We start from the raw sequence: 14,773 nt of genomic DNA, 5'->3' as shown, positions 1-14,773 counted from the left end.
CCCTAACTATAACGGTTACTGAAACAATAATCATACACTACGACCCTTTGAATAATTAGTATAAATCTAAATTTTTAAGTCAAAATTAAGCTAAATTTCACAAGTTACTCATGCCGTTAGTTTTTCATGGATATGGAATGAAATTACTATAAATGGCAGAATAATTTATGAGATATCAAATTAAGAAGTTATTATTTTTCTTACCACTACTTATATTTTTAGCTAGCTGTGGTGTTTTCAATAGTCCGACAAATCTAGGGGAAAACAATCAAGGTACACAAGAGTCTACTGCTACTTCAGCTCAACCATTTAATTATCAAACCTACAACTCAATTTTAAAGGAATATGTCAACGCAGAAGGGTTAGTTGACTACGAAAGATTAAAAGAAAATAGGCAAAAACTTGATGAATATAATGCTACTATTGGGGCGGTAACGCCAAGCACTATGATTCTTGGACAGACGCAGAAAAAATTGCTTTTTTAGTTAATGCTTATAACTCTTTTACTTTAGAATCTATTATTGATAATTACCCCACTAAAAGCATTAGAAATATTATTGGTGTTTGGAAGATTCGTAAGTTCGATATAGTTGGGGAAAAGTTGACATTAGACCATATCGAACATCAGATTTTAAGGAAAGAATTTAATGAGCCAGGAATTCATGTTGCTTTAGTTTGTGCTGCAATAAGTTGCCCTCCTCTGAGACGAGAAGCTTTTACTGGCAATCAATTAGAACAACAACTAAATGACCAAGCTAACCAGTTTCTCATCAATAATCAAGGCTTCCGAATTGACCGTGAAAATAATGCTGTTTATTTTTCTTCAATTTTTAAATGGTTCGGTGAAGATTATAAAAAAACTTATGGTCAAGAACCAACTATTGATGGTTTGAATGAAACAGAAACGGCAATCGTAAATTATGCTCATAAATATGTAAATCCTGACGATCAAAAGTATTTAAAACAGGGTGGTTATCAAGTTAAATATTCTAATTATGATTGGTCTTTGAATGTTCAATAATATTTAAGTTTTCAGCCGTCAGCTATCAGCTATCAGCTATTTTTTTAATGTAGTAAAAGTTATGGCAATTTCCACAGTTATGAGATACATTTACGATCCCCCTAAATCCCCCTTTCTAAGGGGGACTTTGAAGACTTCATAAATGTTCAATAATATTTAAGTTTTTAGCCATCAGCTATTAGCTATCAGCTATTTTAAATGTAGTAGAGGTTATGGCAATTCCCACAGTTATGAAGTACATTTACGATCCCCCTAAATCCCCCTTAGAAAGCTATGCTTTATAAACATCTTTACTTAGAGGATGTTTGAAAAGTTGTTGAATACTGAATTTTGCCCCCCTAGCCCCCAATTCTGGGGGGAACAAGAATCTATTAGCTGGTAAAAGTCCCCCAATTTTGGGGGATTTAGGGGGCGCGTGATATATTGCTAGTGGCTGAAAGCTCCTAGTGTCCTTTGTAAATAATTTTGCTTATAAAGCATAGCTTTCTAAGGGGGGCGATCTAAAACTATTAAAGAACTGCTATAAACAAATACTTGCTTCATTTTTCAGAAAAAAAATTAAAACAAATGCTATTAGAAAAAATATTCGTAATTATTCCTGTTTTGAATGAAGAATCTACTATTACAAATGTAATTAAATCATTACAATTTTACGGACTAAAAAATATCATGGTAGTTGATAATGGTAGCACCGATAAAAGTATAGAAAAAGCGAAAAAAGCAGGTGCAAAAGTTATCAAAGAACCTATAGCAGGTTATGGTAGAGCTTGTTGGCGTGGCATCCAAAATACACCTGTAGAATGTGATTGGATTTTATTTTGTGATGGAGATGGTAGTGATGACTTAAAGCAACTACCAAAATTTTTAACTGCTACTAATAAATACGATTTAATATTAGGCGATCGCCGTGCTACAAAAGCAGGTAGGTCTGCTATGACTCCCGTACAAAATTTTGGTAATAAGTTAGCTACTTTTTTAATTGGTTTAGGGTGGGGATATTGGTATCAAGATTTAGGACCGTTGCGTTTAATTCGGAAGTCTAGTTTAGAGAGAATTAGAATGCAAGACCGAGGTTTTGGTTGGACGGTAGAAATGCAAGCTAGAGCTGTAGAATGCGATTTAAAAATAACTGAAATTCCTGTTGGTTATCGTCGTCGTCAGGGTGGACGTTCAAAAATATCAGGTACTATAAAGGTAGTTTTCAGGCTGGAACAATTATTCTGACAACTCTTGGTAAATTGTATTTAAAATACCTGTGGAAAAATATAGAATTGCAGAATAATACTAACAAATTTTTGAGCAGGGGAGTAGGGAGTGGGGGAGTAGGGAGTGGGGGAGTGGGGAGTGGGGGAGTGGGGGAGTAGAGGAGTAGGGGAGTGGGGAGTGGGGGAGTGGGGAGTGGGGGAGTGGGGAGTAGGGAGTGGGGGAGTAGGGAGTGGGGAGTAGGGGAGAAATAAAACAGTAGAAAAAAGTTGAAATTTTGCCCCAGATTCCACATCTTCCTATCTCCCTATATTTAAGTACATAAATAGATATCTCCAATAATCAAAAATCAAATCAATTATTGCAACTAAATAAATCAATTATTTGCCATATCCAATCGACCAAGAGAAAGTAAAATTCAGTATTTTATCAAGATAATATGGGTCGCGCAACCCCACCTTTTAAGGCGAAATATTTTTGGAGAGTTGCTCAAAATTCCCTACTTCCCCTCCCCTCCTGGGAGTGGGTTGGGAGGAGGGGCGAGGGGTGGGTTAACTTCTGATATCAAATCCGTTTAATTCGGTATAAAAAAATGTTCCATCTTCAACGATCACCAAATATTTCTCCATCTCCCCATCTCCCCATCTCCCCATCCTCCCATCTCCCCATCTCCCCATCTCCCCATCCCCCCATCTCCCCATCTCCCCATCCTCCCATCTCCCCATCCCCCCATCTCCCCATCTAATTACACCGATGCTACCGGATTTGATATGACTTCTGACTTCTGACTTCGTTAATGCCTCATGCTTTCCTAGGTCATGCTGTGCAAACAGCAGTAGGTACTGATAACTGATAACTGATAACTGAAATGACTCTATTTTGTGTAAGTTCTATTAGGAAAAATCTGCCTTTATTACTAAGTTCATTTTTGATATTAGTAGGTGCAATTTTCATCGTTCCCTACGGTGGTTTTCAGGAAACTGGTATTGTCATAAAATTTTGGATTGGTATCAGTATAATTAGTTTAGGTTTTATAATTTCTTGGGCAATACCGTCAATTAATTATGCTTGGTTTTGGAGTATAACTATTCTGGCTAGACTAATATTAATTCCTATGGAACCGGGGAGTGATATTTGGCGTTATTTGTGGGAAGGTTACATTCAAAATTTGGGTTTTAGTCCATATAACTTGGCGCCAAATGCTTTAGAATTAATTGCCTATAGAACAGAGTGGTGGTCATTAATTAATCATTCTGATACTTCTGCTATTTACCCACCTTTGATTCAATTAGGGTTTCGATTTTTAGCACTAATTAGCCCCTCAGTATTTGTCTTTAAGTTTGCTTTTATCTTGGCAGATTTAGGTATTTGTTGGTTATTAACTAGAAAATTTAGCCTGCAAAAAACTTTGATTTATGCTTGGAATCCTTTGATTATTTATTCCTTTGCTGGAGGTGGTCATTATGATAGTTGGTTTATCTTACCATTAGTGGGAGCATGGTTAGTTTTTGCTGAAGAAGGAACAGGGAAGGAGGAAGAAGGAACAAGGAAAGACCTCAGTTGGAAAAAGTGGATGGATACTCAAACTCCTGTTGAAGAAGGAACAGGGAAGGAGGAAGAAGGAACAAGGAAAGACCTCAGTTGGAAAAAGTGGATGGATACTCAAACTCCTGTTGAAGAAGGAACAGGGAAGGAGGAAGAAGGAACAAGGAAAGACCTCAGTTGGGAAAAGTGGATGGATACTCAAACTCCTGTTGAAGAAGGAAGAGGGAAAGACCTCAGTTGGAAAAAGTGGATGGAGATTCAAACTCCTGTTGAAGAAGGAAGAGGGAAGGAGGAAGAAGGAACAAGGAAAGACCTCAGTTGGGAAAAGTGGATGGATACTCAAACCTCAAACAATTGTAAAAACTCTGTAGACGGCGGGGTATTAAACTCAAAAGAACAAGATAATTATCGTTGGTATTGGAGTGCTTTTTTAATTGGTATAAGTGTGGCAATAAAATGGGTTTCTTTACCAATTTTATCTTTTGTCGTTTGGCAGAAAATATTATGTTTTAGGGAACAAGATATTCAGAGGAATAATACTAATTTAATTAGCAATTTTTTCTATACAAAAATTCTACAAGTTCCACAAGCAGGTTTTTTATTATTAATTTGTTTATTACCAATGTGTGTTGCAGCTCTAAATTTTTGTGAACCTGGAAAATGTTCGCTTATTCCTACAAGTTCAAATTTTGTTGTTAATGGTCGTAGTGCTGAATTAATTCCTTATTTAGTGAGCTTTGTTTCGGAACAATCTACAAAATTTAACTGGATTTATGGAATTCCTCTTTGCTTGGGAGTAGGAGTTTTAATCTGGAATTGTCGTAGATTTGTTGATTTTGCTGAATGGTATTTTTCTTATTATTAACTTTATCTCCTATTGTTCATGCTTGGTATTTTACTTGGTTAATTCCTTTTGCTGTAGCAACTAGAAATTTAGGGATAAGATGGGTGAGTTTATCAGTATTTATTTATTTTGTTTTGCCATACAGACAAACTTTAGGAGATAATAGTTGGGTTTTAACTTCGATGGAAAGATACTGGTTATGGTTGCCTCTAATAGTAGGATTTATTTGGAGTAAGTGGAAAGACAAAAAAAATATAGCAGGGAACAGAGAATAGGGAATAGGGAATAGTAGGAAAAACTACGGTTTATCATCAGCATAAGTCAAACACCCACTCGTTCTTTGCTATAAATCAGAACTTACACACAGAAACTCCAGTGAGGGCGAATGCCATTCGCCCCTACATATAGCCTTTTTAAGGCGGATTTGCGTAAGTCCTGTAAATATATTTAGACATATAGCAGTCGAAGGAAAGGGAACGGTTTTAACCAGAGGTAATTATCAATTATCCATTATCAATTATCAGTTAATGAATTCTTCCTTCTGATTAAATATCTTGAGATGCTTCCTCTTTATTAACAAATCTGCCAATAAAACTAGAAACCAAAGATAATACAATTGCCCCCAAAACTGCCGGCCAAAAACCATCAACTTCTAAACCAGGAGTAAAATATCCTGCCAATGATAGAGAAATTCCATTTACTACTAATAAAAACAACCCTAAAGTTAAAATTGTTAGAGGCAAAGTTAATATTGTTAAAACTGGTTTCACAAACGCATTTACTAACCCTAAAACAATTGCTGCAACTGCTGCTGCCGGAATACTATCAACTCTCACACCAGGTACAACAAAAGCTGTAATTAAAAGTGATAAAGTTGCCATTAACCAAGTGATTAAAAAACTTGCCATACTTATTCTTTTAACCTCCTCTTAATCGCGATTAAATTATTTTATCTAATTATATAGTGTTTTTATAGCAGAAGGCAGAAGGCAGAAGGCAGAGGGTAGAAGGAAAAATCTTACCTGGTCTAAGTTTTAGACTCTTGAGCTGTCCGCGTCAGGCATAGTTTTAAGACTAATCTATAATTTTTCTTCATTCCTTATTCCCTAAAACCATAAAACGGTAGTGGTGCATTGTAATGGTATAGACAGTGGGAGCATCTTGCTCCCGTTCTCAGTCAGGGATGGGGCGGGTTTATCTAAATCAGGACTTACGCAAAGAAACTATGTATAGAGTCCAGTAACTATTGTCCAATAGTTACAAGTACTATATATAGCGTATCTGCGTAAGTCCTATAAATTTTATGTTAAGCAATTAATTTAATATTGTAATGGTATAGACAGTGGGAGCATCTTGCTCCCTTTCTCAGTCAGGGATGGGGCGGGTTTATCTAAATTTTATGTTAAGCAATTAATTTAATATTGTAATGGTATAGACAGTGGGAGCATCTTGCTCCCTTTCTCAGTCAGGGATGGGGCGGGTTTATCTAAATTTTATGTTAAGCAATTAATTTAATATTGTAATGGTATAGACAGTGGGAGCATCTTGCTCCCTTTCTCAGTCAGGGATGGGGCGGGTTTATCTAAATTTTATGTTGAGCAATTAATTTAATATTGTAATGGTATAGACAGTGGGAGCATCTTGCTCCCTTTCTCAGTCAGGGATGGGGCGGGTTTATCTAAATTTTATGTTGAGCAATTAATTTAATATTGTAATGGTATAGACAGTGGGAGCATCTTGCTCCCTTTCTCAGTCAGGGATGGGGCGGGTTTATCTAAATTTTATGTTGAGCAATTAACAATAGCGCGGAACCCGCCCCTACTATCAGGGATGGGGGGAGTTTATCTAAATCTGGCGTTGCTGAATTGAAGTATGAATGCGCGATTGTTTGGTTCTGGTCAAGCCCCCTAAATAACCCTTTCAACAAAAAGCGCAGCATCCTCTGACTTCCCCCTTTCCAAGGGGGACGGGAGGGGGATTAAAGGGGGACTTTTAGAGTTTTATTCCCCCCAAAATTGGGGGGCTAGGGGGGCAAAATCATACCCAGAATCAGCAACGCCCTAAATCTAATGTTGAGCAATTAACAATAGCGCGGAACCCGCCCCTACTATTGCCACATTTTAGGCGTGTCAGCTCTATATCAAATTAAGCTGGTATAACCAACACATAAACAATTCAAATTATTGGCCAAACAAAAATATTAATATTTGTATCGAACTTAATATAAAATTAACTATTAATTAAATAAAGTAGCAAGTTATTTATCAAAATCTCACAAAAATAAAAATAATGCTATCAAATGACTTTCTAGAAACAGTTTGGTTAATACCTTGCTATGCCATCATCGGCGCAGTTTCAGCCATACCCTGGTCTCCCGGAATTATTAAACTTACTGGGCCAAGGCCAGCAGGTTATATTAATCTGATTATGACCTTCATCGCTTTCTTACATGGCTTAATCGCTCTATCAGTAGCTTGGAATCAACCAACTAAAGAATTATTAATACCTTGGCTAGATGTGGCAGGGCTAAATATTAGCATTTCTGTAGAAATATCTACCCTTACTATTGGGGCGACTATGTTAATTACTGGTCTCAATCTTCTGAGCCAAATTTACGCGATCGCCTATATGGAAATGGATTGGGGATGGGCACGTTTTTATTCTTTACTGGCATTATTTGAAGCTGGAATGTGTGCTTTAGTCTTGTGTAATTCCCTATTCTGGAGTTACATCATTTTAGAAATTCTCACTCTGGGTACATATTTATTAGTGGGGTTGTGGTTTAGTCAACCATTAGTAGTGACAGGAGCAAGAGATGCTTTCCTAACAAAACGGGTGGGAGATTTATTTTTGCTGATGGGAGTAGTTACTCTATTACCCCTAGCAGGAACTTGGAATTATACAGAGTTAGCTGAGTGGGCAAAAACTGCAAACATTGCTCCTACAACTGCTACCTTATTAAGTCTAACTTTAATTGCCGGACCTCTGGGTAAATGCGCTCAGTTTCCCCTACATCTGTGGTTAGATGAAGCAATGGAAGGACCAGTGCCAAGTACTATTTTACGGAATTCGGTGGTGGTAGCGGTCGGAGCGTGGGTGTTAATTAAAGTGCAACCTGTTTTAGCTTTATCACCTGTTGCTTCTATAGTAATGATTGGAGTGGGAGCATTTACCGCAGTTTGTGCTTCTTTAATTGCTATTGCCCAAATTGATATTAAGCGATCGCTTTCTTATTCGGTTAGTACTTATATGGGTTTGGTATTTATTGCTGTGGGAACTGGTCAAGACGAAACTGCTTTGATGTTGTTATTTACTTACGCTTGTGCGATGGCGTTGTTGGTAATGAGTACGGGTGGGGTAATTTTAAACTGTGTTAGTCAAGACTTAACTCAATATGGTGGTTTGTGGTCTCGTCGCCCCATTACCGGAATTTCTTATTTAGTGGGTGCTGCTGGTTTAGTTGCTTTGCCTCCTTTGGGTGGTTTCTGGGTACTGTTGCAAATGACAGATTATTTGTGGAGTAGTCAACCTTGGTTAGTAGGTGTGTTGTTGTTGGTGAATGGGTTCACTGCTTTTGGTATTATTCGCGAGTTTGGTTTGATTTTTTGCGGTAAACCTAAGCAAATGACTGAGCGATCGCCTGAAGGTTTATGGGCGTTAGTTTTGCCGATGACTATTTTGGCTGGTTTGACGTTGCATGTTCCTCTGTTGTTGGCGCAATGGGAATTACTGCCGGATATCGCGACTATTAATAAAGCTGTTGCTGGTTTATTATTGTTATCGAGCGTGCTTGGTTTTGGTATTGGTGGTTTGATTTATCTAAATGATAAGTGGGAGAAACCGATTAAATTTCCTTTCCCAGCAATACAAGACTTTTTTGCCTACGATTTTTACACTGTCAAATTGTATAGAGTTACTATTATTTTTGTGGTTGGTTTGGTATCAAGAATTATTTCTTGGGTTGACCGCTATCTTGTGGATGGTGTAGTTAATTTTGTGGGTTTAGCGACTGTGTTTGGCGGTCAAGGTTTGAAATATAATGTTTCTGGTCAGTCTCAGTTTTATGTATTGACAATTTTGATTGGTATGACTCTATTATTAAGTTGGTTAGTAGTCGGTTTATTTTAAAAAGCGGTCAGCTATATAGCGGTCAGCATTTCAGCTATCAGCGGTCAGCTATATATAGGGAGGGCGAATACCATTTTCCCCCTACAAATTGTGGTTTAAAAGTAAATTTGCGTAAGTCCTGAGTTAAACAAATTTTTACTTCATTGATTAAAAAGCCGTTTGTGTAGCATGACCTAGGAAGAGCTGACCGCTAATAGCTGATACTATTTCTCTGTAACAATGCGCTTAATAATTTTTACCAAAACCTGAATTTTACTAATGGCTGTTATCTTTTATTAAGCGCAACTTCATTGAGAAAATTTATAACTTGAGAAAGCTTATATTCTGATTAATTTTCTGTATATCATAGTCAAAAATAACTGTAATGCTTGCCTTGAATTTTTGAAATATTTAAGCCTGCCATAAAGCTGATTTAACAGCAGGTTAATTTACGGAAAAATCTAAATCATTTCGATGGATAATCTGTAGATTACACTTAAGATTACACTTAAAAATTACTCGTTAGTTGTAGTAGACTAAAATTTTGAGATGTTGAATCTAATCTGATTTAGTATTCAGTTAATTTACAGGAAAAATCTCAATCAATTATTTCGGTAAATCATCCGTAGATTACACTCAAAAATTATAGTTTTTGCCAGACTAAAATTTTGAGATATTAAATCTAAATTGATTTAGTAGTGGATTGATTTGAGGAAAAATTTCAATCAATTTATTTGGGAAATCATCTGTAGATTACACTCAAAAATAACTCTGGTACTAGGCTAATATTTGGGAATTTTTTAAGCAGATAATCAAGCTGATTTAGCAGTCAGTTAATTTACGGAAAAATCTCAATTATTCCGATGAATAATCTGTAGATGATACTGAAAAATTACCCGTTGGTTGTACTAGACTAAAATTTTGAGATGTTGAATCTAATCTGATTTAGTAGTGAGTTGATTGACAGGAAAAAATTCAATCAATTATTCCGGCAAATCATCCCTACATGACACTGAAAAATAACTCTGGTCGTTGGCTAATATTTGGGAAATTTTTAAGCTGATTTAGCAGCGGGTTAATTCACAGAAAAAATCTCAAATGAATAATTCTTACATCAGAATTAAAAATCTATGTCGTGGCAGGCTATTATTTTGATTAGTTTTACTCTATGATTAAGCTGGTTAATAGTAATTGTTATGAGGCAAAACTTTCAATCATTCCGATGAATAATTCTCACATCAAAATCAAAAATATATGTCGTGACAGACTGAAATTTAATCAACAGAAAAATAACAAAAAATTATGCTCAGTGTTTTAATTATAATCCCAATTTTAGGGGCAGCTTTAGTCGGATTTTTTCCCGGAAAAATTACCGATGAAAAATTACGAAAAATCACCTTAGCAATTGCCCTATCTCTAATAGCTTGGACTGTAGAAATTGCCATTAAATTTAACCTAAATAATCCAGGTTTACAATTTCAAGAACATTTTACCTGGATTCCCCAATTAGGCTTAACCTATAGTATCGGCATAGATGGTTTATCCTTACCCTTACTCGCCCTAAATTCCTTACTAACATTTATCGTAGTTTATGGTTATGGCAATAATATCGATCGCCCGCGATTATACTACCCCTTAATTTTGTTAGTAAATGCCGGAATAGCAGGTGCTTTTCTCTCCGCAAACCTATTATTATTTGTTCTCTTTTATGAACTAGAATTAATCCCAATCTATTTATTAATAGCAATTTGGGGTAGTCAAAAACGAGGTTATGCAGCAACAAAATTTCTGATCTATACAGCAGTATCCGGAATTCTAATATTAGCAGGATTTTTAGGAGTAACTTGGTTAAGCAATTCTCCCAGTTTTGATTATGACCTAATCTCAACCCAAGGACTATCACTAAAAACCCAACTTATCTTACTAACTATTCTCTTAGTAGGATTCGGCATCAAAATTCCATTAGTACCTTTACACACTTGGTTGCCAGATGCTTATGTCGAATCATCTCCCCCTGTCACCATTCTTCTAGGCGGCATATTAGCAAAATTAGGCACTTATGGACTATTGCGTTTTGCTTTAGGATTATTTCCTGAAACCTGGCAAATAGTCGCCCCCGGAATAGCGATACTTGGTACTTTTAGCGTCTTGTATGGAGCATTAGCAGCGATCGCTCAACAAGACATTAAACGAATGGTGGCCTACAGTTCAATTGGTCACATGGGTTATATTATTGTTGCTGCTGCGGCTAATACACCTTTGAGTTTAGTGGGAGCTATTTCTCAAATGGTTGCTCACGGTTTAATTTTAGCGATTCTATTTCACCTAGTGGGTGTGGTGGAAAGCAAAGTTGGTACTCGTGAATTATCTGTGTTGAATGGTTTGATGAGTCCGGTGCGTGGTTTACCTTTGACGAGTGCTTTATTAATTATGGGTGGAATGGCAAGTGCAGGTATTCCGGGAATGGTTGGTTTTGCTGCTGAGTTTCTGGTATTTCAGGGAAGTTTTCCGGTGTTTCCTATTCCGACTCTGTTGTGTATTATTGCCAGTGGTTTAACTGCCGTTTATTTTGTGATTTTGTTAAACCGTACTTGTTTCGGCAAACTAGATAATGAGACAGCTTATTATCCTAAAGTTATTTGGTCTGAACGTACCCCTGCTTTAGTATTAGCAGTAGTCATTTTCTTTTTAGGAATTCAACCTACTTGGTTAGTGCGTTGGAGTGAAGCAACTTCCAAATTTTTAGTGACTAATTCTCCTGTAGAAATTCAAAAGTCAAATATAGAAATTCAAAAGTCAAAAGTCAAAAGTCAAAATTTAGCTATAGCAGGGAACAGGGAACAGGGAACAGGGAACAGTAGGAAAAACACTTCCCTGTCTAAGGTTTATCATCTGCATAAGTCCTAACCAACTCGTTCTTTGCTATAGCTTGATAAATATGGCAGATTTTAATTTCCTGAAGTAGAGAAATTAGGTTTTTTTGCTAGAGATAAAAACAGAAAGTTTATAATACCGTAGGTTGGGTTAAGCGCTAGCGCAACCCAACAAATACAATTATTGTTGTTGGGTTTCGGGGGTTCCTCAACCCAACCTACAAAGTTCAGATAATTATTGATAATACCGTAGGTTGGGTTAAGCGCTAGCGCAACCCAACAAATACAACCTCGTTGTTATACCAATTCACTTTCAAGATGTCTAATAGATATAGGGTTTTGGTGTGCTACGCTACCTCTAACACACCCTACTGGACTGTTTCATCTTAAATGTTGCATTAGAAAATGGGGTGATGGGAACCCACCCCTAACCCCTCCGGTGGAGGGGAATTTGGGGGTGATGGGGGATGGGGTGACTAAAAAAGCTAATGCACTATTTTAGGTGAAACAGTCCACTACTAGCTAACCAACTCGTTCTTTGCTATAGCTTGATAAATACAGCAGATAGCAGATTTTAATTTCCTGGAGTAGAGAAATTAGGTTTTTTTGCTAGAGATAAAAACAGAAAGTTTATAATACCGTAGGTTGGGTTAAGCGGTAGCGCAACCCAACAGATACAGATATAGCAGTACGTTCTTTGGTTAGGACAATAAATTAAAATGAAAAGAGAGTAGGGAGTAGGAAATAGAGGAAGATCCGCGCCCTATTTGCGTAGTGCTATACAAACTCGTTGTTGGGTTTATCCTCCGGATAAGCTCCGCTAACGGGGTTCCTCAACCCAACCTACAAAGTACTGATAACTGATAATTGAAATGACACAAACAACAACAAAACTTCCCCCATCTCAACATGAATTTGCCGAAATTATTCACCGCCTCGAAGCAGGTGGAGCAATGCTACCAGATACCCCAGAAAACCTAATGCAAATTATCGGTATTTATAAAGCTTATGCAGTACCAATGGATTTCTATTGGCGCGACTTACTTTATATTGCCGAACGAGTATTTTTAGACCCCTTACCATTCTTTAAATACTTCCTGCCAAAAGAATATTTAGAACTTCATAACCACTATGCAGGTGATGATGCCGACTTAAGAGTTTGGCGTGGAGAAGCAACAGCTCATCCAGAACTTTTAGCATTTATTGAAAAGGGAGAAAGTGGCAAAAAATCAAAATTATTACATCATTTATGGCATGACAGAATTAATATGGAATTTGCCGAAGCTTGTATGCGAGCAATGTTTTGGCATCGGGAAATGGGAGGTAAATTTGACCCTTATTTAGATACTCCTGAATATAAGGCTGCAGCAGATAAAGCAATTAAAGCTTATTTTAAAGGAAATCCTGTAATGTTAGGCTTATATAAATTGTTCCCAGAAATGTTTATCGAACAGGTCAGACAACTTTCTTATTACAGTAATCTTGGTTTATTTTGGGAAGTAATGGCTGCTGTTTTTTTTGAAATGTTTGACTTATATAACGAAGGTAAACTAACCAGCGTTCCAGAAGCAATGAATTTTCTAGTAAATGGAATTTTTGCTGTAGCAGATCGCCCGATTTATCATCATGTTTATATTCGGGGTGAATTATACGAAATTATTCCCAAATCTTGTGGTTTTACTTGGTTATTTGAAGCTGCTTTACCTTATGTAGAAGCTGTCTTTTATCGCACTGCACCTTTCCGTGGCACAAAGTCTTATAATGCTCAAGCAAAACAGATACCAGAAAATCAAAAAGACTTTCATTATGGCATTCTTTATGCAGATGTTTTTCCAGTAGGAAATGCTGGTATCCCTCCCACATTATTAATGCAGGATATGCTGCATTTTTTACCATCATTTTTAGTTGATTATTACAAACAAAATTGTCGAGGGGAAGATGATATGTTGATTCAGTTAGGAGTTACTTTTCAACGCTCAATGTATTGTGTAACTTCCGCAGTTATTCAAGCATTAAGACAGGCAACATTACATCCTTTAGATGACCCAGACCTAGAACATTTAAAAGCAAATCGTGCATTTTTTGAAGCACAACTAGATAGATTTAAGCGTCCAGAAGCTCGGTTGCGAGATATTCAGCGCCAAGGTTATCGTTAATATAATTAGGGTTTGCGCTTAACTAGTCTTTTAGTAGGGGTAGGAGACAGGAGACAGGAGACAACCCACCCCTAACCCCTCCCAACCCACCCTAACCCCTCCCAGGAGGAGGGGAATACAGGAGAAATGGGAATGAGTGAGGAGGTAGGAGCGGGCGTTTTGTCCCAAGATTTTTCTGCCCAACTATGCGCCTAAAATGCGCTCCTTTTGAGCGTTAAACCTTAAATTTCCTTGGCCAATTATCTAGAAATGATGAACAATTTCAGCAACTTTCTCAAGAAAATTGTCTGTAGTCGTTGTAGCCTTGTAGGGGGAAATTAGGTTAACCTATTAACGCCTAGTCCTATAAAAGAAAAAGATGACCATGAAACCAAATTTCTTTGCACTTTTAATCGTATCTGCAGTAACCACAATGGCTGGTTGCACGAACCCTCAATCTACGCCAATAGTACAATCTGCATCATGCGAAAATCCTGTCACAGAAAACGATGTTCTAGCTGCACAGCAAAGCTGGGGCGAAGCCATTGTCGCCATTGGCAAGGCAGAAAACCCAGAAGCAGAAGCACAAAGTACTCTTGACAGGCTTTATGGTTATGATCTTGGTACGGTTTTGTTCAAACCAACACTGGCCAGCAATGAGCCATTCAGAGGTACAGAGAAAGAGGCTTTGTCTTATTTTGTCAGTGGCAGTATCAGCGAAGATAAAGGTTTTGCTCTTGCGCCCTATAACAATGTGCGCTTTGAGAATGAAGGAATTATTACTAACTGCGATACAGCTACCTCGATGGGTGAATATTTTTTCACCAAAGCAGACGGTAGCGAGATCAAGGTAGAATACACTTTTGGTTATGTTCGCGATGAAAACGGCGATCTGAAAATCAATCTGCACCATTCATCTCTGCCGTATCAAGTGAAATAAGGGCGATCGGTAGTAACGGTCGATGGATGGGAATCCCTCGCAGAGCTTGTGTCGGGATGATGTCAAGGGTCGAAAATTAACTCCAACTGCTTCGGCTGCTGATAT

The 14,773-nt window shown here is 37.3% G+C and carries 11 protein-coding genes; 9 read left to right on the top strand and 2 right to left on the bottom strand.

Translation table 11 applies throughout. From position 1 onward, the window contains the following. Window positions 1–167: 167 nt before the first annotated feature. From SAGCYANO_RS02645 to SAGCYANO_RS02635, 3 genes are all read left to right on the top strand, one after another. Window positions 168–485: a hypothetical protein gene (locus SAGCYANO_RS02645; protein ID WP_202218662.1), complete on the top strand. Its 318-nt coding sequence runs from the start codon at window positions 168–170 to the stop codon at window positions 483–485. After that, complete coding sequence (locus SAGCYANO_RS02640) at window positions 473–1,021, top strand: DUF547 domain-containing protein (protein ID WP_202218683.1); 549 nt, start codon at window positions 473–475, stop codon at window positions 1,019–1,021. The genes SAGCYANO_RS02645 and SAGCYANO_RS02640 overlap by 13 nt, the downstream gene beginning before the upstream one ends. A 567-nt stretch (window positions 1,022–1,588) precedes the next feature. Then, window positions 1,589–2,245, top strand: coding sequence for a glycosyltransferase family 2 protein (locus SAGCYANO_RS02635; RefSeq protein WP_237395663.1), 657 nt, complete (start codon window positions 1,589–1,591; stop codon window positions 2,243–2,245). Window positions 2,246–2,827: 582 nt separating this feature from the next. Here the strand turns inward: SAGCYANO_RS02635 and SAGCYANO_RS02630 are convergent. Next, complete coding sequence (locus SAGCYANO_RS02630) at window positions 2,828–2,965, bottom strand: hypothetical protein (RefSeq protein WP_202218661.1); 138 nt, start codon at window positions 2,963–2,965, stop codon at window positions 2,828–2,830. A 127-nt stretch (window positions 2,966–3,092) separates the two neighbouring features. On the opposite strand from SAGCYANO_RS02630, the gene SAGCYANO_RS02625 reads away from it, so the two are divergent. Next, complete coding sequence (locus SAGCYANO_RS02625) at window positions 3,093–4,634, top strand: hypothetical protein (protein ID WP_202218660.1); 1,542 nt, start codon at window positions 3,093–3,095, stop codon at window positions 4,632–4,634. Then, window positions 4,613–4,888, top strand: coding sequence for a hypothetical protein (locus SAGCYANO_RS02620; RefSeq protein WP_202218659.1), 276 nt, complete (start codon window positions 4,613–4,615; stop codon window positions 4,886–4,888). The genes SAGCYANO_RS02625 and SAGCYANO_RS02620 overlap by 22 nt, the downstream gene beginning before the upstream one ends. Window positions 4,889–5,158: 270 nt before the next feature. On the opposite strand, the gene SAGCYANO_RS02615 is transcribed toward SAGCYANO_RS02620, so the two are convergent. Continuing rightward, a complete protein-coding gene (locus SAGCYANO_RS02615) occupies window positions 5,159–5,521 on the bottom strand; it encodes a phage holin family protein (protein WP_202218658.1) in 363 nt (120 codons plus the stop codon). A gap of 1,381 nt (window positions 5,522–6,902) precedes the next feature. Here SAGCYANO_RS02615 and SAGCYANO_RS02610 point away from each other — a divergent pair. From SAGCYANO_RS02610 to SAGCYANO_RS02595, 4 genes are all read left to right on the top strand, one after another. Next, entirely contained in the window at window positions 6,903–8,741 is a 1,839-nt protein-coding gene (locus SAGCYANO_RS02610; RefSeq protein ID WP_202218657.1) for an NAD(P)H-quinone oxidoreductase subunit F, read from the top strand. A gap of 1,281 nt (window positions 8,742–10,022) precedes the next feature. Beyond that, entirely contained in the window at window positions 10,023–11,627 is a 1,605-nt protein-coding gene (locus tag SAGCYANO_RS02605) for an NADH-quinone oxidoreductase subunit M (RefSeq protein WP_202218656.1), read from the top strand. An 838-nt stretch (window positions 11,628–12,465) separates the two neighbouring features. Further along, entirely contained in the window at window positions 12,466–13,749 is a 1,284-nt protein-coding gene (locus SAGCYANO_RS02600; protein ID WP_202218655.1) for a CO2 hydration protein, read from the top strand. Between the two features lie 364 nt (window positions 13,750–14,113). Further along, complete coding sequence (locus SAGCYANO_RS02595; RefSeq protein WP_202218682.1) at window positions 14,114–14,668, top strand: hypothetical protein; 555 nt, start codon at window positions 14,114–14,116, stop codon at window positions 14,666–14,668. Window positions 14,669–14,773 lie beyond the last annotated feature (105 nt).

The organism is Okeania sp. KiyG1, assembly GCF_014132355.1.
Classification (GTDB): domain Bacteria; phylum Cyanobacteriota; class Cyanobacteriia; order Cyanobacteriales; family Microcoleaceae; genus Okeania.
Note: the sequence above shows the minus strand (reverse complement) of the source record. Positions and strands in the feature narration are given on the sequence as shown.